Annotated in this window: 20 protein-coding genes; 19 read left to right on the forward strand and 1 reads right to left on the reverse strand. The window is 65.7% G+C overall.

The features are described 5' to 3' along the window. Position 1 precedes the first annotated feature (1 nt). Genes ACIGJE_RS30690 through ACIGJE_RS30780 form a run of 19 tightly spaced genes read left to right on the forward strand, consistent with a single transcriptional unit; the run spans position 2 to position 20,764 of the window. Positions 2 to 1,060, forward strand: coding sequence for a glycosyltransferase family 4 protein (locus ACIGJE_RS30690; protein ID WP_367624655.1), 1,059 nt, complete (start codon positions 2 to 4; stop codon positions 1,058 to 1,060). Next, complete coding sequence (locus ACIGJE_RS30695; protein ID WP_367624656.1) at positions 1,041 to 1,913, forward strand: ABC transporter permease; 873 nt, start codon at positions 1,041 to 1,043, stop codon at positions 1,911 to 1,913. The genes ACIGJE_RS30690 and ACIGJE_RS30695 overlap by 20 nt, the downstream gene beginning before the upstream one ends. 24 nt (positions 1,914 to 1,937) lie before the next feature. After that, positions 1,938 to 3,164, forward strand: a complete 1,227-nt coding sequence (locus tag ACIGJE_RS30700; protein WP_415085678.1) for an ABC transporter ATP-binding protein — start codon at positions 1,938 to 1,940, stop codon at positions 3,162 to 3,164. Further along, positions 3,161 to 3,997, forward strand: coding sequence for an FkbM family methyltransferase (locus tag ACIGJE_RS30705; RefSeq protein WP_483680493.1), 837 nt, complete (start codon positions 3,161 to 3,163; stop codon positions 3,995 to 3,997). Before ACIGJE_RS30700 ends, ACIGJE_RS30705 begins: the two co-directional genes overlap by 4 nt. A 5-nt stretch (positions 3,998 to 4,002) precedes the next feature. After that, positions 4,003 to 4,890 carry a glycosyltransferase family 2 protein gene (locus ACIGJE_RS30710; protein WP_415085687.1) on the forward strand — a complete coding sequence of 296 codons (888 nt, stop codon included), beginning with the start codon at positions 4,003 to 4,005 and terminating at the stop codon, positions 4,888 to 4,890. A gap of 1 nt (position 4,891) precedes the next feature. Beyond that, complete coding sequence (locus tag ACIGJE_RS30715; protein WP_311936670.1) at positions 4,892 to 5,827, forward strand: glycosyltransferase family 2 protein; 936 nt, start codon at positions 4,892 to 4,894, stop codon at positions 5,825 to 5,827. Next, entirely contained in the window at positions 5,824 to 7,200 is a 1,377-nt protein-coding gene (locus ACIGJE_RS30720; RefSeq protein ID WP_311936673.1) for a glycosyltransferase, read from the forward strand. The genes ACIGJE_RS30715 and ACIGJE_RS30720 overlap by 4 nt, the downstream gene beginning before the upstream one ends. Continuing rightward, entirely contained in the window at positions 7,197 to 8,237 is a 1,041-nt protein-coding gene (locus ACIGJE_RS30725) for a glycosyltransferase family 4 protein (protein ID WP_311936675.1), read from the forward strand. Before ACIGJE_RS30720 ends, ACIGJE_RS30725 begins: the two co-directional genes overlap by 4 nt. Next, positions 8,234 to 9,523 carry a glycosyltransferase family 4 protein gene (locus ACIGJE_RS30730; RefSeq protein ID WP_415081127.1) on the forward strand — a complete coding sequence of 430 codons (1,290 nt, stop codon included), beginning with the start codon at positions 8,234 to 8,236 and terminating at the stop codon, positions 9,521 to 9,523. Before ACIGJE_RS30725 ends, ACIGJE_RS30730 begins: the two co-directional genes overlap by 4 nt. Then, the gene (locus ACIGJE_RS30735; RefSeq protein ID WP_415081125.1) at positions 9,520 to 10,782 is read left to right on the forward strand and encodes a glycosyltransferase; all 1,263 of its coding nucleotides are present in this window, start codon (positions 9,520 to 9,522) and stop codon (positions 10,780 to 10,782) included. Before ACIGJE_RS30730 ends, ACIGJE_RS30735 begins: the two co-directional genes overlap by 4 nt. Further along, the gene (locus tag ACIGJE_RS30740; protein ID WP_415081123.1) at positions 10,779 to 12,062 is read left to right on the forward strand and encodes a glycosyltransferase; all 1,284 of its coding nucleotides are present in this window, start codon (positions 10,779 to 10,781) and stop codon (positions 12,060 to 12,062) included. Before ACIGJE_RS30735 ends, ACIGJE_RS30740 begins: the two co-directional genes overlap by 4 nt. 2 nt (positions 12,063 to 12,064) lie before the next feature. Continuing rightward, complete coding sequence (locus ACIGJE_RS30745; RefSeq protein ID WP_415081121.1) at positions 12,065 to 13,255, forward strand: glycosyltransferase; 1,191 nt, start codon at positions 12,065 to 12,067, stop codon at positions 13,253 to 13,255. Continuing rightward, complete coding sequence (locus ACIGJE_RS30750) at positions 13,255 to 14,691, forward strand: hypothetical protein (RefSeq protein WP_415081119.1); 1,437 nt, start codon at positions 13,255 to 13,257, stop codon at positions 14,689 to 14,691. The genes ACIGJE_RS30745 and ACIGJE_RS30750 overlap by 1 nt, the downstream gene beginning before the upstream one ends. 18 nt (positions 14,692 to 14,709) lie before the next feature. Further along, entirely contained in the window at positions 14,710 to 15,657 is a 948-nt protein-coding gene (locus ACIGJE_RS30755) for an exostosin domain-containing protein (RefSeq protein ID WP_415081117.1), read from the forward strand. Beyond that, on the forward strand, positions 15,654 to 16,844 hold the full coding sequence (locus tag ACIGJE_RS30760) for a glycosyltransferase (RefSeq protein ID WP_415081115.1): 1,191 nt from the start codon (positions 15,654 to 15,656) through the stop codon (positions 16,842 to 16,844). Before ACIGJE_RS30755 ends, ACIGJE_RS30760 begins: the two co-directional genes overlap by 4 nt. Continuing rightward, positions 16,837 to 17,610: a glycosyltransferase family 2 protein gene (locus ACIGJE_RS30765; RefSeq protein WP_415081113.1), complete on the forward strand. Its 774-nt coding sequence runs from the start codon at positions 16,837 to 16,839 to the stop codon at positions 17,608 to 17,610. The genes ACIGJE_RS30760 and ACIGJE_RS30765 overlap by 8 nt, the downstream gene beginning before the upstream one ends. A gap of 16 nt (positions 17,611 to 17,626) precedes the next feature. Continuing rightward, positions 17,627 to 19,450, forward strand: a complete 1,824-nt coding sequence (locus ACIGJE_RS30770) for a carbamoyltransferase family protein (protein ID WP_415081111.1) — start codon at positions 17,627 to 17,629, stop codon at positions 19,448 to 19,450. Continuing rightward, complete coding sequence (locus tag ACIGJE_RS30775) at positions 19,434 to 20,282, forward strand: hypothetical protein (RefSeq protein ID WP_415081109.1); 849 nt, start codon at positions 19,434 to 19,436, stop codon at positions 20,280 to 20,282. Before ACIGJE_RS30770 ends, ACIGJE_RS30775 begins: the two co-directional genes overlap by 17 nt. Next, complete coding sequence (locus ACIGJE_RS30780; protein ID WP_311936706.1) at positions 20,279 to 20,764, forward strand: hypothetical protein; 486 nt, start codon at positions 20,279 to 20,281, stop codon at positions 20,762 to 20,764. Before ACIGJE_RS30775 ends, ACIGJE_RS30780 begins: the two co-directional genes overlap by 4 nt. A gap of 7 nt (positions 20,765 to 20,771) precedes the next feature. On the opposite strand, the gene ACIGJE_RS30785 is transcribed toward ACIGJE_RS30780, so the two are convergent. Further along, the gene (locus ACIGJE_RS30785) at positions 20,772 to 21,617 is read right to left on the reverse strand and encodes a hypothetical protein (protein WP_415081107.1); all 846 of its coding nucleotides are present in this window, start codon (positions 21,615 to 21,617) and stop codon (positions 20,772 to 20,774) included. Positions 21,618 to 21,624: the final 7 nt, after the last annotated feature.

The following is a 21,624-nucleotide window of genomic DNA, read 5'->3' on the forward strand; positions in this document are numbered from 1 at the left end:
ATTGGCCTTGCTCTCCGATGGCTGGGGCATGCCGGGCGGCATTGCCCGCTACAACAGGGATTTCCTTACCGCTCTGGTTGCAAGTACCAGCGTCGGGGATATCGTCGTCCTGCCCCGGTCGGCCGGCACCTCGACGGACCTGCCCGCTCATGTCGTTCAACTGGCCCCCCGGACGGGCCGGTTGGCCTATAGTGTGACAGCGTTCGGGCAGTTGACCTCGCATCGCTATGATCTGATCTTTTGCGGCCACCTCTTCATGGCGCCGCTCGCGGCCGTACTCTCCAGGCTGGCACGGACGCCGCTCTGGCTGCAGCTGCACGGCATCGAGAGCTGGGCCAGGCCGAACCTCGCCATCCGTCAGGCCGTGCAGCAGGCCCGATTGATCACCGCGGTCAGCCGGGCGACCCGAAATCGTGCCCTCACCTGGAGCGACATCGAACCGGAGCGCCTGCGCGTCTTGCCGAATACGGTCGACGAGCGCTTCTCGCCCGGCGCGCCGCCTGCCGGTCTCACCGATCGCCTCGGCACGCGGGGACGCAAGGTGATCCTCACCGTGGGCCGCCTGTCCTCGCAGGAGCGCTACAAGGGCCATGACCGTGTCATCGAGGCCCTGCCTTGGATCAGAAGCCGCTATCCGGACATACTCTACCTCATCGCCGGCGAGGGGGACGATCGCGACCGTCTCGCCGGGATCGGGCAGCGGCTGGGGGTTTCGGAGCTGATCCGCTTCACCGGGCCGGTTGCCGATGACCAGTTGCCGGACATCTATCGCCTGGCCGATGTCTTCGCCATGCCGAGCACGGGAGAGGGCTTCGGCATCGTCTTTCTGGAGGCGGCGGCCGCGGGACTGCCGATCGTCGCAGCCAAGGGCGATGGCAGCACCGATGCCCTGGCGGAGGGAGAACTCGGCACGCTCGTCGACGCCAGCGCCCCCCAAAACCTCGCCGAGGCGATCATCGCCTGTCTCGATCAAGGCAGGCCCACGGCGGAGCACCCCAGTCGTTTTGCCTTCTCCCATTTCGCCGCACAGGTCGACCATCTTGTATCAAGCCGATTCTGATCCAATTAGGGGCAACCAGCCTCCGCCGGAGCCAACCCCGGCGGTCACGCTCATCGTTCCAGACCGGCTATGGCGTTTCACCGACCTTTACGAGATCTGGCGTTATCGCGACCTCGCCTGGGTGCTGACGGAGCGCGATATCAAAGTCCGCTATAAGCAGACCGTGCTGGGCTTCGCCTGGGCGATCATCCAGCCCGTCTTGCTGATGCTGATCTTCTCGGTGCTGTTCGGGCATCTCGCCAAGATTCCCACCGACGGTTCGCCCTATCCGATCTTCGTCTATGCGGGCCTGCTGCCCTGGGTTTTCTTCTCCAACGCCCTGACCGCTGCGGCAGGATCGCTGGTCGGATCCGTCAATCTGATCAGCAAGGTCTACTTCCCGCGCCTGATCATCCCGCTCGCCTCCACGGGGGCCGGCCTCGTCGACTTCCTGGTCACGACCGCGCTCTTGCTGGTGATGATGCTGATCTATGGTGTCGGCTGGAGCATCAACCTTCTCGTGGCTCCTCTCCTGATGGCCGGGGTCATTCTCTGCGCGTTGGGCATCGGCACCGGGCTTTCGGCGCTCACGGCCACCTATCGCGATTTCCGCTTCGTCGTTCCCTTCCTGTTGCAGTTCTGGATGTTCGCCACCCCGGTCGTCTATCCGGCCAGCCTGGTGCCCGAAGCCTGGCGCTGGCTGTTGTTCCTCAACCCCATGGCCGGGCTGGTGGAAGGCTTCCGCTCGGCCTTCCTCGGGCATCCTTTCGATTGGCTGTCGATCGGCCTCTCGCTGCTCCTATCGCTCGGGCTCTTCGTCCTCGGCGTGTGGTATTTCGAACGGGTGGAGAGGCGCTTTGCGGATATCCTCTGACGTCCAACGAAGAGCTCGTTCACGATGAGTGCGCCGAGCATCCGCGCCCGCGGGGTCAGCAAGGAATATGTCAGGGGCGGTCACAATCCGTCCCTGCGTACCTTTCGGGAGGCACTGGTCGGCATCGTCACCGGGCGTTTTCGTCCCTCGGCAAGGTCGGCCATCGAGGACGACCGCTTCCTTGCCCTGTCCGATGTCTCATTCGACGTGCATCCCGGCGAGGTGATGGGGATCATCGGGCGGAACGGGGCCGGAAAATCCACGCTGCTCAAGATCCTCTCGCGCATCACGGCACCGACGACGGGCCGTATCGAAGTAAGAGGCCGGATTGCCAGTCTCCTGGAAGTTGGCACCGGCTTTCATCCCGAGCTGACGGGACGGGAGAATATCCGGCTGAACGGCGCCATCATCGGCATGACCAGCAGTGAGGTCGCCCGCAAATTCGATCGGATTGTTGCCTTTTCCGAGGTGGAGAAATTCATCGATACGCCGATCAAGCACTATTCCAGCGGCATGTATACGCGCCTGGCCTTCGCCGTTGCGGCGCATCTCGAGCCGGAAATCCTGATCGTGGACGAGGTCCTCGCCGTCGGTGATGCGGAATTCCAGAAGAAATGCCTTGGCAAGATGAACGAGATCGCGGGCCAGGGCCGGACGGTTTTCCTCGTCAGCCACAATCTCAGCGCCATCGGCGCCCTATGTCAGAATGCCATCCTGCTTGACGGCGGGCGCATTCTTCACCACGGCGCCGCTGCCGAGACCATTGCGCGCTATTCCGCTCTTTTTCGGGGCGACGATGGTGTGGTGGTCGAGGACCGGCCACCCTTGGGGCCGCATATCGCCAGAGCCACCCTGGCCGCCAACCAGATCCTGTTCGGCGAGAAGCTCGCGGTCACCTGCATGATTCAATCCCCGGATCGGCGGCGCGCGGCGATCGAAATCGAAATCCATGACGGATTGGGGCGCAAGCTGATCTATTCATCGACAGCACCAATGCATGGCCAGGAATTCGACATTTACCCCGGCACCAATCGCGTGTTCCTGGAGATTGGCGCCCTGCCGCTGGCACGGGGAAGCTACGAGCTGCATCTGTGGCTGTCGAAGCCTTGGGTCGAGGAGTTTCATCGCCTGTCCCAGCCCATCTGCTTCGATGTCGTGCAATCCGATCCGGGGCATGCGGGCTTCGATTTCCAGCAATCCTATGAACGCGGATGCGTGGCCGTGCCGATCACCTTTGAAAGGCAGGAATGAACGCGGCATCATCCCTACCGCTGCACGCCCGGCTTCTGCGCCGCTACTGGCACATGCCGGACCATCCCATGAAGCTTCGGCTTTACGACTGGCTGCGCGCCAGCCGGCCCTTTCGCCATGTCGTCGCCCGCTTTGCCTTCGGGACGTTCAAGCTGGACCTTGTCGACTATGTGCAGCATGCCATGTTCTTGCACGGCTCCTACGAACCCAAAAGCCTGGCTCTGTTTCAATCCCTCATCGGGAGCGGGGAAACGGTGATCGACCTCGGCGCCAATGTGGGCCAATACAGTATTGCCGCCGCACGCATGGTGGGACCGGCCGGACGTGTGATCGCCATCGAGCCCCACCCCGGGGTTTGCTTCCGGCTTCTCGACAATATCAGGCTGAGCAAGGTCGAGGATCGGGTCTTGCCGGTAACCTCACCACTTGCCGATGCGACCGGCTTCATCGAATTCGGCCTTCCGGAAGCAGGAGCGCTTGGCACCATGAGGCCCAGAAGACCGGATGAAACGCGGCGCCTCCTCACCATGGCCGTCACGATCGCTGAACTCGCCGACCGCTTGGATATCGCGGCCGCCGCCGTGATGAAGATCGATATCGAGGGCTATGATCTTGCCATCATCGACGACATGTTCCGCAATTCCGTCCTTCGGCCGCGGCATATCCTGTTCGAGTACCTTCCCTCCCGCTTTGACTATGCGATCGCGGCCAGCCACCTCACAGCGTATTTTTCTGATTTCGGCTACGAACTGCTGACAATCGACGGGATTCGCTATTCGCCCGAACAGGACGTTCCAGAGGAGAATCTGTGGGCGCGACGGATATCCGCTTGAAGCAGATGTCTTCGCCGGCACTCGTCTCCGTGGTGGTGCCGACCTTCCGGCGTGTCGAGCGGCTGCCCAGCCTGCTCGCGAAATTATCGGTGATCGACCAGGCCTGCGATCTCGACGTAGCCATCGTCGACCAGACGCCCGGCGCCGACCTTTCGAAGTTGCAGGGCTTTTCGGAGCATTTCGCTTGCCTGCGCTTCATCAGTCTTGCTCAGGCCAATGTTTCCAGGGCCCGAAATATCGGCGCGAATGCAGCGTCCTGCGACATCCTGCTGTTCCTGGATGACGATATGGAACTCGAAAGATCCTACATTCCACGCCTGCTTTCGCTGATGCGCGAGAAGCCTCAGGCAGCGTGGGGCGCGACTTGGCCCCAGCAGGGCGCGATAGGGCGCGCGGATGGCAACCCTTTGAACGGGCGCGATGGTGATCCATTGATCTTTCTGCCCACCTGCGCGCTGGCCATGCACAAACAGGATTTCATGGCGGCGGGCGGCTTCGACGAGCGCCTCGACCGCAATTTCGAGGATGCCGAATTCTCCCACCGCCTCAAGCAGCAGGGGTTGCGCCTCGTCCGTCACCCCGATCTGCAGGCTCAGCATCACAACCGGCAGGAAAACGGCACCTGGTATCGCCGCTCGCTGATGGAGGCAGCCGCGCGCCTGATGCGGCAGACGGCCTATTTCCGCCGCAAGACCGGCCGTAGCTGGCCGGGCGTCTTGCTGGCTTTGCTGCGGGTGATTGCGAGCGAAGCGCGACACCCGGGCTATCTGCGCGGCGGTACCCCTCTTGCAAGGGCCCTGACCCTGGGGCTTTCGCTTCCTGCGGCCGTAATCTATGCCGCGCGGCCGCCTCTTCTTATCCGTCGACCCGACACCGCCGGGAAGCCTTGCTGACATGCCGCCGTTCCTGCCAGGCGTTGCCGTCGTCATCCCCTGCTACAATGCCGGCCTCACCTTGGCGCAAACGCTCGAAAGTGCCATCGGCCAGCCCGGCCTCGCCGAACTCGTGGTCATCGACGATGGTTCGACCGACGGTTCGGCCGAGATCGCCCGGCGCTATCTGCCTGCCGATCGCGTCATCGAGGGCCCCAATCGCGGCGTCTCGGCGGCGCGCAATCGCGGCATCACCGAAACCCGCTCGGAATGGCTGCTCTTCCTCGATGCGGACGACCTGCTCACGCCGGGCACGATCGAACGGCGCCTTGCCGTGACGGAGAGCGCCGATGTGGTCGCCTGCGACTATCAGGAGTTCAGCACGGACGAGCAGGGTGCTCCCCTCCTCTCGCAAATCCGCGGCATCGACTGGCCGGCGCTGCGGCAGGACGCGGAAAGAGCGATCGCCAGCCACGTCTGGATCACCACCGGCGCCCTGCTCTATCGGCGAGAACTGGTCGAGACGATCGGCGGCTTTCGCCCCGATCTGCCGGTGATCCAGGACGCCCGCTTCCTGTTCGACGCTGCATTCCGTGGCGGGCGCTTCGTGCCCAGTGCCCATATTGGCGCCCACTACCGCATCGCGGCACAAAGCCTGTCGCGGAGCGATCCCGCGCGGTTCTGGCGCGACGTGCTCCGCAACGGCCGGCAGATCGAAGCCCTATGGCGCGAGCGCGGCACCCTGACTTCCGATCGCATCGCCACGCTGCGCGACCTCTACGACAATGCCGGCCGTGGCCTGCTGCGCTGCGAGGACCAGGGCTTTTTCGAGGCGAGTGCCGCGGGCCGCACACTCGGCCTGCGCCAATCGCGACATGCGCGTATCGCAACGCCGCTCGCCCGCCTGCTGGGGCTGCGCGTCGCGCACGGCCTGCTGTCCATGATGGGGCGGCCATGAACGAGGCGCCAGCCGATGTCGTCATGGCGACCGCCTGGTATCCGCCTTACGATCTCGGCGGTACCGAGGTCTATCTGGAAGGGCTGGTGCAGGAACTCTCCCTCAGGGGCCTGACATGCGCCGTGCTGGTGCCGCGGGCAGCCGGGGCGCCGGATCGCTACGAGCATCGCGGCACGACGGTATGGACCTATCCGGTCGAGCTGCCCCAGACGAGGCGGGCGGGCGGCAGCACGCGCAGGCACGGCCGGTTCGACCGTTTCGAAGCCTTGCTGCGCCAGAATCCCCGCGCCATCTATCACCAGCATTCCTGGACGACGGGATGCGGTCTCGACCATCTGCGCGCCGCCCGCGCACAGGGGCTGAGAACCGTCCTGACCCTTCATGTTGCCGGAGCCGTGTGCCTGCGTGGTACCTTGCTTCGCTTCGGAGAGACCCCTTGCGACGGCCTCGTCGAGGAGACCCGCTGCGGCGCCTGCTGGGCCGAGAGCCGCGGCGCCCCGCGCGCCGCCGCCTGGGCGGTCGGCCGGCTGCCCCGCGCCCTTGCCACCAGGGCCTGGCAGGGTCGCACGCGGCTTGCCACCGCGCTTTCGGCAAGAGCACTCGCCCTCGGGAAAGCGCAGGAGCTGGACGAAGCCTTCGAGCTGAGCGACCGGCTTGTCGCCGTCTGCCAATGGCTCGCCGACACGCTGACGCGCAATGGCGCGCCGCCCGGCAAACTCGCGCTCGGCCGCCATGGTCTCGCGGCGTCCTATCTGGCGGAGGCCGGGCAAGCTGCGGCTCGAAAGAGATCGGAGGACACCAGGCTGCGGCTCGTCTATCTCGGGCGATGGGACCGGGCCAAGGGTATTCATGTCGCAGTCGCCGCCCTCCGCAGCCTGCCGGAGAAGATGCCAGTCGAACTTTCCATCTACGCCATCGGCGCCGCTGAGGACGATGGCTATGAGGCTGAAGTGCGAGCCCTGGCCGCAGGCGATTCGCGCATCCGGTTCCACCCGCCCCGGCCTCATTCGGAGATCGCCGAGACCCTGGCCGCGCACGATGTTCTCGTCGTGCCCTCGCTCTGGCTGGAGACCGGTCCGCTGGTCGTGCTGGAAGCACAGGCGGCCGGCCTCTACGTGCTGGGATCGGATCTCGGCGGCATCGCCGAGCTTGTGGCCGGGACGAAGGCTGGCGAATTGCTCCGGCCCGGCTCCGTGCCGGACTGGGCCAAGGCGATCGAGCGGCTGGTGGCTCGCAAATCTGAGGGCCCCCTGCCGAAATTCCAGGGCCTCTTGCGCAGCCAGGCCGATGTCGCCGACGACATGATCGGCCTCTACCGGTCGCTGCCGCCCGCCCTCGCCCCGGAAAGCCGGCTCGCGAGGATCACGCCATGAGGATTGCCCTGACCTGCGATCCCGAGCTGCCGGTGCCGCCGCAATTCTATGGCGGCATCGAACGCGTGGTCGACATGCTGGCACGCCGCCTGGTGGCACGCGGCCACGACTTGACCCTGTTCGCGCACCCCTCCTCGCAATGCCCCGTCCCAAAGCGGGCCTGGCCCGGCGCGAGCAGCCTTTCGCGCTTCGACACGGTCAGGAATGCCGGCGAACTGGCGAGGGCGATCGCCGGCCAGCGTTTCGACATCATCCACAGCTTCTCCCGACTGGCCTATCTGGCGCCGCTCCTGCCGCGCGCGATCCCCAAGCTGATGACCTACCAGCGCGAGATCAGCCCGCGCACCACCGGGCTGGCGCAACGCCTGTCGCGCGGCACGCTGCAATTCTCGGCTATCAGCGAGCATATGGTGCGCCATGTCAGGCATATCGGCGCCTGGCACATCGTTCCCAATGGCGTGCCGAGCGAGACCTATACCCTCCGGGAGCAGGTACCGGTCGATGCGCCGCTGGTGTTCCTGGGGCGCGTGGAAGAAATCAAGGGGCCGCACCTTGCCATCGCAGCGGCGCGGCTGGCCGGTCGGCGGCTGGTCATCGCCGGCAATCTGGCTGCCGAGCACCGGGCCTGGTTCGAGGCCCATGTCGCGCCCCATCTGCATGACGGCGATATCGCCTATGTCGGGCCCGTCGACGACCGGCAGAAGGACGCGTTGCTCGGTGGCGCCTCGGCCCTGCTGATGCCTATCCTGTGGGAAGAGCCCTTCGGCATCGTGATGGCGGAGGCGATGGCTTGCGGCACGCCGGTCATCGGCTTCGGTCGTGGCGCCGTTCCCGAAGTGGTCGAGCATGGCCGCACCGGCTATGTCGTCGACACCGTCGAGGAGATGGCGGCGGCAGTCGCCGAGCTCGAGAGGATCGAGCGAGCCGCATGCCGGCAGCGGGTCGAAACGTTCTATAGCGAGGATGCGGTCACCGATCGCTATTTAGAGATCTACGAGGCCATGATCGCGGGACGGGGTTCGAGGGCTGCCGCATGAGGTCGGTGCTGAGCTATCCCGGCACCATGCTGCATGCCCAGCAGATCGCCCTGGCCCTGCATGAACAGGGTTGGCTGAAGACCTTCGTGACCGGTTTCCACTATTCCACGCAGGGCTGGGGCGATCGCCTGCTGCGCACCCTGCCGTCGCGCCAGGCTGCGGCGCTAAGAGAACAATTGTTACGCCGTTCGATCGAGACGGTCCCGCACAGCCTCGTGCAGGCCTATCCGGCCTGGGAGATTCTGCGCAGCGTCGTGGCCAAGGGCGGCGCAGGGCCGGTGACCGTCGACCGCATCTGGGACCGGATGAGCCACCGCTTCGATGCCACCGTCGCCAGCCGCCACGTGCCCGGGGCCGACGCCATCCATGCCTTCGAATATACGGCGCTGGCGAGCTTCCAGCGCGCAGCACGGGAACAAGCGGCACGCATACTGCACCTGCCCTCCCTCAGCAGCCGGCAATTCGAGAACATCAGGCGGCGTGAACTGGCCCGGTGGAAGCAGCTCGACGATGCCAATGCCGCCTATTTCTCGGATCGCTTTGCGCGAAGGCAGGCGAGACGCGACGCGGAGATCGGGCTCGCCGATCTCATTGTCACCAATTCCGCCCTCACCGCCCGTTCCCATATCGCCGGGGGCGCGGATCCGGCCAAGATCCTGGTCGTCCCCCTCGGCGCTCCCCCGGTGCTCGATCGCGAGCCGCCCCCACGCAGGAACGATGCGGAGGCCCTGCGTGTGGTCTATGCCGGCAATGTCACCCTGGGCAAGGGCGTGCCCTATCTGCTCGAGGCCTGGCGCCGACTGCCGGCCGCTGATCATGCCAGGCTGGATATCTATGGCCGGATCGAGCTGCCCGCCGACCTTCTTGCCCAGGCTGGTGAGACGGTCCGCTTCCATGGGCCCCGCCCGCGTGCCGATCTGTTCCAGGCCTTCGAGCAGGCCGATGTCCTGGTGTTTCCCAGCCTTGCCGACGGTTTCGGCATGGTCGTGGCCGAAGCCATGGCACACGGCCTGCCGGTGATCGTCACCGACATGACGGGCGCGGCCGACCTGGTCACGCCCGAGAACGGGCTCGTCATTCCCTCAGCCGATGCAGAGGCTTTGACGCAGGCCCTGGCCTGGTGCCTCGACAACCGCCAGCACCTGCAAGCCATGCGGACCGGCGCGCTCGAGACGGCCCGTCGTCATCAATGGCCGGCTTATCGTGCCGCGCTGGCCGAAGGACTCGGAGAGCGCCTTCGTGGCTCCCGCCAGGGCTCTCCCGCGCCGCAGATGGAGCGGACATGACGAGCCCCCGTCCGGGATCGCATATCTGTATCCTCACACCGGGCCAGCTCGGATCCAATCCGCGTGTGGTCAAGGAGGCGCATGCCCTGCATGAGGCCGGCTTCGCCGTCACCGTGGTCGCCATCCGCATGCTGGAAGGCGTGGAGCCGCGCGATCAATCCATCCTGAGAGAGGCGCCGTTCCGGATCGAGCGCATCGACCTGCGCTCGCGGGCGGGCTGGCGCCTGCGCCGGCTCGGCCAGGAACTCGCGGGGGCTGCACACGCCGCGAGCGGCAGGCGCCTTTTCAGCTCCCGGGCCTTCAGCGTGTTCACACCCGTCCTGATGGCCGCAGCCAGCCGCATCGCGGCCGATCTCTACATCGCCCATTATCCGCCGGCCCTGCCGGCGGCCAGGGCCGCGGCCCTGCGCTTTGGGGCAGGCTATGCCTATGACGCCGAGGATTTCCATCTCGGCGAATGGCGCGACGGCCCGGCAGCAGAGCCGAACCGCTCGCATCTGCGCGCCATCGAGGCGGCCGCCTTGCCGGGATGCCGCTATATCACCGCCGCCTCGCCCGAGATCGCACGTGCCTATGCGCAGGCCTACGCCATGTACCCGCCGCAGGTCGTGCTGAACAGCTTTCCGCTGTCTGAGGCTCCGGATCGCCCAACCGCCAGGGGCACGGCCGATCCAGGTCCCTCGCTCTACTGGTTCTCGCAGGTCATCGGCCCCGATCGCGGCCTCGAATGTGCCATCAAGGCCATTGCGAGGGCCGCCTCGAGACCGCACCTCTATCTGCGCGGCCATGTGGATGCGCCCTATGCAGGCCAATTGCGGAGCCTTGCGCAACAGGAGGGCGTGCCGGAGCGCCTGCATTTCCTGCCCTCCGCGCTTCCCGGCGAACTCGTCAGGCTGGCCGCCGGCCATGATCTCGGCCTGTGCGCCGAACCGGGGCATACCGCGAACAATGCGTTTGCCCTCTCCAACAAGCTGTTCACCTATCTCATGGCCGGGCTCCCCGCCATCCTCTCCGATACGCCGGCTCAGCGGGCGTTCGCCGGCTTGCATCCGCTTGCCACCGCGCTTTTCACAGCCGGCGATGCCGTGAGCCTGGCTGCCAGCCTCGACAGCCTGCTGCAGGGTCCGGCGCGCTTGGCGCAAGCGCGGGCATGCGCGTTCGATCTCGCGCAGAAAACCTATAATTGGGACCGGGAAGGCGCGATCGTGGTCGATCTGGCGCGCCAAGCCCTGGACGGTTCGTCGCGGAGGCGGGCATGACCCTCCCGCGCACCGTCCTGATCGTCTCGCCCTATTTCCCGCCGTCCAATCTGGCCTGCGTGCATCGGGCCCGGCATCTGGCCAATCACCTGCCGGCAGCGGGCTGGACCCCTGTCGTCCTCTGCGTGGACGACAGCTTCTACGAGCAGGAACCCGATCCCCTGCTCGGCAGTCTGGTCTCGCCGGGGCTGGAGATCGTCAAGGTTCCCGCCCTGCAGGCCCGCATGACACGCCGTTTCGGTATCGGGGATCTCAGCCTACGGGCTTGGCCGGCCCTTTCCAGCCGCGCGGCGAAACTGCTCTCCGCCAGGCGGATCGACGCCGTGCTGATCACGGGATCGCCCTTCTACCCCATGCTGATGTCGCGCTGGATCGAGCCGAAATTCGGCGTGCCGGTGGTGCTCGATTTCCAGGACCCCTGGGTTTCGGCCTGGGGCGGGGATCAAAAACGGTTGAGCAAGGCCGGGCTATCCCACCAGCTCGCGCTTCGCCTCGAAGGGCCGGCTTTACGCAGGGCCCGTTTCGTGACATCGGTCTCCGCACGCCAGAACGAGGAATTGGCCGCGCGCCATTCCTGGCTCGACGCCTCGCGCATGGCAGCGTTGCCGATCGGCGGGGATCCCGGCGATCTCGATCTCCTCCGGGCCATGCCGGGCACCCGCCCGAGCCGGCTCGATCCGGCGATGATCAATCTGAGTTATGTCGGTACGGCACTGCCACGCTCGCAGGAGCTTTTCCGCATCCTTCTGAAAGGCCTTGCCACGGTGAGGGCACGTCAGCGGCAGCTTGCCGCGCGCTTGCGTCTGCATTTCATCGGCAGCAGCAATCAGGCCAAGGGCAGCGATACGTTCTCCATCCGTCCGCTTGCCGAAGCAGAAGGCGTCGCCGATCTCGTGGTCGAGACGCCCCAGCGCCTTGCCTATGCCGAAGCGCTGCAACTGATGGCGGAGTCCCAGGGCCTCCTGCTAGTCGGCTCGGATGAAGCCCACTACACCGCCTCCAAGATCTATCCCGCCTTGCTGACGCGGCGTCCCTATCTTTCGCTGTTTCACCGCCAGTCCAGCGCCCATGCCCTTCTCACGGCAACCGGCGGAGGCATCCATTTCTCCTTTGCCGACGCGAGCGACCTGGGAGGCCTGTCGCGGGACATCGCCACCGGATTGGAGCGCCTGGCCCTCGACCCCGCCAGCCTCGGTCAGGCCCGGCAGGATCTCCTGGAGCCCTTCTCGGCCCGGGCGATTGCCGGCCGCTATGGCGCCATTTTCGATGGGCTGCACTGATCATGCGCCTGGCTGTTCTCACCTCCCATCCGATCCAGTATCAGGCGCCGATCTTCCGGGAACTCGCCAGGCGCATGGAGCTGGAGGTCTTCTTCGCGCACAATCCCACGCCCCGGCAGCAGGCCGACGCCGGCTTCGGGGTGGCGTTCGACTGGGACATAGATCTCACCACCGGCTACCCGCATCGCTTCCTTGCCAACAAGGCCAGGAACCCAGGCGTGGATCATTTCTTCGGCTGCGATACGCCCGCCATCGCCGGGGCCCTGCAGGAGGGCGGTTTCGATGCCCTGCTCGTCTGCGGCTGGGCGCTGAAATCCTATCTCCAGGGCATTGCCGCCGCCCGGCGCCTCAACCTGCCCGTGCTGGTGAGAGGAGACAGCCATCTGTTGACACCGCGCCGGCGCCTGAAGGCCTGGACCAAGCAGGCGGCCTATCCCCGCCTGCTGCGCTTCTTCGATGCGGTGCTCTATGTAGGGCAGAACTCCCTGGCCTATTATCGCCACTATGGCTATCCGCTCGAGCGGCTGCACTTCTCACCCCATTGCGTCGACACGGACTGGTTTGCAGCGCGGGCGACGCCTGAGGCCCGCCAGACCCTGCGCGCCAGCCTGTCCATTGCCGAGGGCAGCCGGGTCATCGCGTTTGCGGGCAAGCTGGTCGAACGCAAGCGTCCCCTCGACCTCATCGAGGCGGCAGCGCTGTGCCGCAGCAAAGGACGCGAGATCGAGGTGATGATCGCCGGCGATGGTCCGATGCGCGAGGCGGTGCTCACGCGCGCCGCAGAGGTCGGAGTACGGCTGCATTTCCTCGGTTTTTGCAACCAGACCGAAATGCCGGCTGTCTATGCGGCCTGCGACGGACTGGCGCTGCCCTCCTCCGGGCAGGAAACCTGGGGACTCGTGGCCAATGAAGCGCAGGCTTGCGGGCGGCCCATCATCGTATCCGATCAGTGTGGCTGCACCCCCGACCTGGCCGCCGATCCCCGCACCGGACGGACCTTCGAGACCGGTAACGTTAGCGCGCTTGCCGGAGCTCTCGCCGATCTGCCGACGGGGCTCGCAACGAAGGAGGCTCTTGCGTCGCTGGTCCGCCGCTACAGCGTAGGCGCCGCGGTCGATGGCATCGAGGCTGCCCTGTCGTCCTGCCTCGAAAAGGCGCCCTCTCAGCGCAGGACGTCGGGAGCCCTGACCTGATGCCGATGTCGGCCACCTCCCCACGCTCGGCAGCCCCGCTGCCTGTGGCTGTGATCGTCGGCGCGGTGCTGCTCGCCATTTTGAACCTGCCCGCCGAGAACGCCCTGCTCACCACCTTCAGCCTGGTCGTGCTCGTGGCCGGCGTCGCCCTGCTGTGGCGGCCGGGCGAGCCGCCGATCGGGTTGTTCATCTTCGCCTATCAATGGCTGCAGGCCTCGATATCGGCCTTCCATGCCAATTGGCTCGGCATCGACGTCAGCGCCTATACAATCTATGGCGGGGACAACAAGTCAGCGATCCTGCTGACCCTGGCCGGCCTGCTGTTCCTGGCGCTGGGCATGCGGCTCGGCAGCGGTCCGCCCGACAGGGCCGCCAGCCGGCAGGCACGGGAGGCGGTGCTGGCCCGGCCGCTCGCCACCTGGTTCTTTCTCTATCTCGCGGCCTCGATCGTCGCGGTCGGCGCCCTCCAGGCTGCCGCGCTCATTCCCGGGCTTGCGCAGCCGCTCCTCGCCCTGGCCGGATTGAAATGGGCGTTCTTCATGATGTTCGCCTATGCATCCTTCGTGCGAAATCAGCTAGGCAACCCCTTGTTTTCCTGTGTCTTTCTTGCCGAACTAGCCATGAGCACGGGCGGGTATTTCTCCGATTTCAAGACGGTGATGTTCTTCACCCTCTTTGCCACAGCCATGGCCGGAACGCGCCTGCGCGGCCTTCACATCGCGGGCGGGGCGATCCTGGTCTGCCTGATCGTCGTCAGCGGGATCCTGTGGACGGCCATCAAGGAAGACTATCGCAATGCCGCCTCCGGGGGCTCCGCCTCGCAGGCCGTCACGCTCGACCTCGGCGAGCGGCTGGCCACTATAGCCCAGCTCCTCGGCAGGCTCGACGGCGCCTCGATGTCGGAGGCGACCGGGAAGATGCTCCATCGCATTTCCTATGTCGAATTGTTCGCGGTGGTTCTCGCCCGCGTCCCGCAGACCATCCCCCATGAGAAGGGGGCGCTCCTCCTGGATGCGGCGAGCCGCCCCTTCATGCCGCGCATCCTGTTTGCCGATAAGAGCCAGGTCGACGACACGCGCCGCACCAACTACTACACGGGCGGCCTATCGGGCACCTATCGCGGCACCTCGATCAGCCTCGGCTACATGGCCGAACTCTACATCGATTTCGGCCCTTTGCCGATGATGGCCGTCATCCTGGTCTTCGGCTATCTCTATGGTCGCATCTACCGCTGGCTGGTGCACTCTGCGCGAGCCGGACCACTGCTTGGCTTCACCTCGGCCTGCGCCGTCCTGGCCCAGGCCGCCCTTTTGGAAGTCAGCCTGGCGAAGCTGGTTGGCGGCGTGATGGTTTCGGTCCTTCTCACCGCCCTGTTCGTCCGGCTGGTGGCACCGCGCCTGCGCGTCTGGCTGGAAGCCAGGCCGGCAAGACGCTGACAAGACGGACGCGACGCCATGCGCCCCTGCGTTCTCCTCACGGCTCTGCGGGAAAACCCTGCTCTCTCGAAAGCCCGCAGGCTGGCAGCGCTGCATCCCCCCTCGGCCTTCCGGATCGCGGCTCGCGACGACACCCCCGATATCGTCTTGTACCTCGACAGCGGCTATGTCGGCCTTGCCGACCTGCCGCACTTGCGGCGCCAGATCGGGACGCACCCCGCGGCCAGGCACTTCCTGTTCTCGGAATCGGACTGGCCCTATGCAGCGCTGCCAGGAGCCTATCCATCCCTCACCAGGGCCCTGCCCTGGGCGCGGAGCTGGAGCTATCTGCCCGACCCCGATGCCCCCATGCCGGCTGCCTCCCCGCCGCAGGAGGAGCCAGCCCATCTCTTCTCGTTTCTAGGCCGGACCGGCACGCATCCGATACGAGAGCGTCTGCTGGCCCTCGACAGCCCGGATACGCCATGCCTCGATCTTGCGGCGGCACCGGGCCGCTTCGCCGATTTCGACTATCGCCGGACCTATCGCGAGCTGCTGCTCGGCTCGCAATTCGCCCTTTGTCCGCGCGGCTTCGGCGCCGCCAGCATCCGCCTTTTCGAGGCGATGGCGCTTGGCCGTGCACCGGTGATCATCGCCGATGCCTGGCTGCCGCCGCCGGATATTCCGTGGCGGGACTTCAGCCTGTTCGTGGCCGAAAAGGACGTCATGCACATACCGCACATCCTGAGTGAGGCGCGCGGGGAGGCCGCTGCCATGGGCGATCGCGCGCGCCGGGTGTTCGCGGCGCATTTCGCCCCTGATGTCTTCTTCGACCGCCTGCTCGCCATGCTGGTCATGCTTCCCTACGAAACAGGCACCGCCGCACTGGCTGGACGTGCCTGGAAGGCACTGGGCTGGCGTGAAGGCTATACGCTGGCGCATCGGGTCAAGACGCGGTTCCGCGCCGCGCCGGGGCTGACATCTTGACCCTGCGCTGCCTTCATGTGGTGCCGACCTATCTGCCGGCGCTGCGCTATGGCGGGCCTATTCATGCCGTGCACGGTCTGTGCCGCGCATTGGCAAGCCAGGGCTGCGACGTGCAGGTCTACACCACCAATGTCGACGGTAACGGTGTCCTGCCGGTCCCGACCGATCGGCCGGTGCAGCTCGACGGGGTGGATGTCCACTATTTCCCCGCCGGGCTGGGCCGGCGTCTCTATCGCTCGCCCGCCATGGGCCGCGCCCTGGCAAAGCACGTCTGCTCCTTCGACATCGTTCATCTCCATTCCGTTTTCCTATGGCCGACCACGGCCGCGGCAAGACATGCAGGGCGAAACGGCGTTCCCTATCTGCTGGCACCACGAGGCATGCTCGTCGGCCCGCTGATCCAGCGCAAGAGCCGGCTGCTGAAATCGGCCTGGATACAGGCTTTCGACCGGGCCAACCTCGCCGGGGCTGCGGCCGTTCATGTGACCAGCCGATCCGAACGCCTCGAAATCGAGAAGCTGGGACTGCCGGCCCAGGCTTTCGCCCTGGTGCCCAATGGCATCGACATGCCGCCTGCCGGTGCTGACCTCATGCAGCCCAGTTACGTCCGGCCCTATGTCCTCTTTCTGGGGCGGATCAGCTGGAAGAAGGGCATCGAGCGCCTGATCGATGCCATGCGGTTGGTACCCGACGCCGATCTCGTCATCGCCGGCAATGACGACGAGGGCGAAACCGCCCGGTTGAAGGCACGAGCAACAGCGTTGGGCCTCGATGCCCGCATCCGCTTCGTTGGTCCCGTGCACGGCGAAAAGAAATGGTCCCTGCTGCGCAACTGTGCCGCCTTCGCGCTGGCCTCCCATTCGGAGAATTTCGGCAACGCCGTCCTGGAGGCGATGGCCTGTGCCCGCCCCGTCGTCGTCACCCCCGAAGTCGGGCTGGCCGATGTGGTCACCGGCGCCGGCTGTGGCCTGGTGGTCGAAGGCACTCCTGCGGCACTTGGCGCAGCGCTTTCTTCACTGCTGGCAGACCCGGATCTTGCCGCGCGGCTGGGACAGGCGGGCGAGAAGACGGCACGCGAGCAATTCTCCTGGCCGGGCATTGCAACAGCCATGCTCGATGTCTACCAGGAGGCAATCCTCGCCCAGGCGGGTCAAACCGCCCTCGCCGGAAGAGCCGTGCATGTCTGAGTTGATCGCGCCGCAGACGACGGTCCTGGTCCTGAGCTTCAACGAGGCTCCCAATCTGGCGCGCTGCCTCGACAGGCTGGACTGGGCGCCGCGCATCCTGCTGGTGGACAGCGGCAGCACGGACGAGACCCTCGAGATCGCCGGCCGATACGCCAATGTCGAGGTCGTGCATCGCCCCTTCGACAGTTTCGCGGGCCAGTGCAATTTCGGCCTGGGCCTCATCGAGACCCCCTGGGTGCTCTCCCTCGACGCCGATTATGAATTGAGCAAGAGCCTCGTTGGCGAAATCCTGTCGCTCCGTGAAGGAACTGCGCAGGGTTATTCGGCCGCCTTCATCTATCGCATCCATGGCAAGCCCCTGCGCGGGACGCTCTATCCGGCCCGCACCGTGCTCTATCGCCGGCAGGCGGCACGCTATCGCGACGAGGGCCATGGCCATCGCGTGACCGTGGCCGGCGAGGTCGGCAGCCTGGCCGCTCCCCTCTATCACGACGACCGCAAGCCCCTTCTCAGATGGGTCGATTCCCAAAAGCGCTATGCGCAGATCGAGGCGGACCATCTGCTTGCCAGCCCGAAGGAGGCACTGAGCCGGGTCGACCGTCTCAGGCTGAAGGCATGGCCGGCCCCGCTTCTGGTGTTCTTCTACACCTTGCTGTGGAAGGGCGCGTTTCTCGACGGCTGGGCGGGCTGGTACTACACCCTGCAGCGCCTGATCGCCGAATGCCTGATTGCCTTGACCCTGATCGATCGGCGCCTGGCAAAATGACGGGAGGGGTTCCGGCTTGATTATCCTCGGCCTCAACGCCTACCACGCCGATGCCGCAGCCTGCCTTCTCAGGGACGGGCAAATCATCGCCGCCGCCGAGGAAGAACGCTTCCGCCGCATCAAGCACTGGGCGGGGTTTCCGAGCCAGGCCATCGCCTATTGTCTGCAGGAGGCCGGTATCGGGCTTGGAGACGTCGACCATGTCGCCCTCAACAGCGACCCGAAGGTGCATCGTCTTGAGCGTCTGGCCCATATGATGCGCCACAGGCCCGATCCTGCCCTCGTTCTCGACCGTCTCCGGAACAGGCGCAAGCGCCTGTCCGTATCCGATGAACTGGTTGCCGCCTTTCCCGGGCAGCTTTTCAAGGGCACGGTGCATCGGATCGAGCATCACCTGGCCCATCTGGCATCGGCCTTCTTCGCCTCCCCCTTCCAGGAAGCGGCCATCCTCTCCCTCGATGGCTTCGGCGACTTTTCCTCCACTGCCTGGGGAAGCGGGCAAGGCAAGAACATCGCCGTCGAAAGACGGGTCCTGTTCCCCCATTCCATCGGCCTGTTCTACCAGGCGCTCACCCAATATCTCGGCTTTCCGCATTATGGCGACGAGTACAAAGTCATGGGCCTGGCGTCCTATGGCAGGCCGCTCTTCCTCGACAGGCTGCGGCGTGTCATCAGGCTGGAAGCGGCGGGTGGCTTCAGCCTCGATCTCGGCTATTTCCGGCATCACCGCGAGAGGATCGCCTTCGACTGGCAGGGCGGTGCCCCAGTCTTCGCCCCGCTCTATTCGGATGGGCTGGAGGACTTGCTCGGCCCGGCGAGAGCGCCGAACGAGGCACTGACCGAGCGCCATCGTGATATCGCGTCCTCGGCCCAGGCCCTTTATGAGGAGGTCCTCGGCCACATCCTGCAGGCTGTCTGGGACAATTATCGCCTGCCCAACCTCGCTATGGCCGGCGGCTGCGCCCTCAACTCGGTGGCCAATGGCAAGATCAGGCAAACCACCGCCTTCCGGCACCTCTATGTGCAGCCTGCCGCCGGTGATGCCGGCGGTGCTCTCGGCTCCGCCCTGGCCGTCTGGCACAAGCTCGGCGGCGATCGTATGCCCCCGATGGATCACGCCTATTGGGGACCAGGTTTTGCCTCCGCAGACATCGATCGGCTGGTGATGGCGGAGGCCGCCAATCTCGCCGCCATGGGCTGTGAGATCGGGCATTTCGACGATGATGCCGAGCTTTGCCGGGAGACGGCATCCGCCATCGCGGCCGGTCATGTCGTCGGCTGGTTCGATGGGCGCCTGGAATGGGGACCGCGCGCGCTCGGCAGCCGCTCCATCCTGTGCGACCCCCGCCGGGCCGACATCAAAGAGCTTCTCAACCACAAGATAAAGCGCCGCGAGTCGTTCCGGCCTTTCGCGCCCTCCATTCTCGCCGAGCATGCCGCCGCTTGGTTCGAGGGTATCGACGACGTGCCGTTCATGACCGAGGTCCTCCCGGTCCGGCCCGACAAGCATGCCCTCGTGCCCGCCATCATCCATGTGGACGGCACGGGGCGGCCCCAGACGGTGCAGCAAAAGGCCAACCCCGCCTATCATGCCTTGATTTCCGCCTTCTTCGTGCGGACCGGCATCCCCATGGTGCTCAACACCTCCTTCAACGAAAACGAGCCCATCGTCTGCACCCCGCGCGAGGCGCTCGACTGCTTCCTGCGCACGCGCATGGACATTCTCGTGCTCGGGCATGTGATGATCCGACGCCGGCAGGACACAGGGCCCCTTGGCCTGCCCGACAGTCGGTACGCCGCCGATAACCACGTCTCCGATAGCCATGTCGGCGGTTCCTGAAGCCACGGCGTCCTCGCGCGCCGTCTCCTGCCGGGCCGTCTATGGCTGGTGCCTCGTCCTCGCTTGCCTGGAATGGCTGTATTATCGGCTGGGCCAGCAGCCCTTGCGGCAGATCGGCGACCTGCCAAACGTGATCTCTGTCCTGGAAGTGATCGAGATCGCCATGATTGTCCGGCTGATCGGCCGCGAGCGTCGTGACGCCCCCTTCCAGATCGGCGAAGCGGTCCTCATCCTTACAGCAATGGCCTTCTGCGTGCTCGTGCTGCGCCAGATACCGCTCGCCGCCGCGCTGGCGCTTGCCGTCCTTGCGGCGTGGCGCCTGCGAAAGCGCCCGTCCTGCCGCGCCTCGGCCCTTGCTTTGCTGGCCTTCATCGCCCAGTTCGTGCTTCTGGGCTGGCCCTTCCTCGTTCTTCACAATGTCGTCGGCCTGCTCGATGCCACCATCGTGCGAACCTTGCTCCAGATGGCAGGCCAGGACGTATCGGGCTATGGCACCTATATCCTCCGCCCGGCTGACAATATCGGCTTCGACGTGATGTGGGGCTGCGCCACCTCGACCACTTTGGTCCAGAACCTCACGGCCTACGCCATCATCGCCGTCGGCCTCGGGGGACCGCTCCGCCGTTTCGACCGCGCGGCGTTCCTCATCGTGATCGGCGCCACCTTCGCCTTGAACTGGCTGCGCCTGGTGCTGATCTGCGCCTCGAAGGAGGGGTATCTGGCCTGGCATGAAGGCACGGGCGCGAGTTTCCTGGCAGCGTTCTATGCCGTCTTGATCGTCGTCCTCGCCTATTGCCGGGCCAGGCCCGGGCAGACGCAAGCTCCGGTATGACGCGCCTGTTTCATCTCCTGGCCGCTGCGCTGGTGGTCTGTTCACTGGGTCTGGCGATCCGCCAGGCTCGTCTTCCGCCGCAGCCCGCCCCGGAAACCCAGATCGCATTGGCATTTGCAAAAGCCGGCTATTCGCTCTCGGCCCAGCGCAAGACCCCGCTCGGCCCCGAGTTCTCCTTCGCACGGCCCGACTGCACCACGCCGACGCGGGCGGTGCTGACACAGACCATCCACCGCGATGCCACCCGGATTCTCGCGGATATGTCCGGTGCCGATGAAGAGCTGACCACCGTCTATGGCGGCGCGGCCGTGCCCAGCCTGCATCTGCGAGATCTCGCCTGGCCGTGGTTGCAGCGCAAGCTCGGCGTCGCGCTCGGCCTTTCCCGCTCGAGCGCCTGGGACTCCATCGGCCTCGCCGTCTTCTCGCCCCATCGATGCCGGAGTGACAAGCCCGATTGGTCAGCTCTGCTCACCAATCCCTGAGCCGCGCTCAGGTCCAATTGAAATTGTGAGCCGCGCTGCGCGTGTCCTCCTCGTAGCGATCCTCCCACACCCGCGTAAGGAAGATCACCAGTGCGAATTCCGACATGAACAGGATGAGCGCCATGAACGCCCAGACGACCGGCGCTGCGACCAGCCGCAACTCGCCGATCTGGGGATAGTGACCGAGGAGCAGATTGGCCCCCTCCATCACGAAGCCGATCTGCAGGCCGATGCCGATAATGATCACCAGGATGGATATCGGTTCGCGCCACGCCGTCCTCAGCGAAGTCCATATCGGGCGAGGCTCGTCCAGGGAGGCGGCAGGCCCCACCAGCGCCAGGCCGGCCGTCGCCATGAAGCCGAGCGCATAGGACAGCAGGACGGCCCCACGCACGAGTTGCTCATGTGGCACCGGCGAACCCGGCAAGGGCGGATGCTTGAGCAGCCCGATGACGGCCCAGCACGACAGCACGTAGAAACCCATGCGCCGTGCCCGCGCCCCAGTGGGTATGACGGGGCGCCATTCGCCATGGATGAGCCCCCGGTGCAGGCGCAGCGCAACGCGGGCAAGCAGATAGGTCGTCAGGGCATGAAAGGCGACGAGCGCCCCAATCTGAACCAACCCCGACGGCCACGCCACCAGGAAGGACAGCGGTGGCACCACCTCCTGGACGGCGAAGATCAACCAGGCTGCCAAGAACAGACCTGGCTGGCGTATGATCATCACGCATGCCTGGCGCCAGCTTTCGGCAAAAATATTGTAGGGCCGCGAGGACGCGAAGAAGCCGGCGATGCCGATAGCCACCAGGATCACGAAAATGATCAGTGAAACCTCGATGGGCAGAGAAGGCATATGGATT

Source organism: Labrys sp. E2SS-1L (assembly GCF_057073705.1).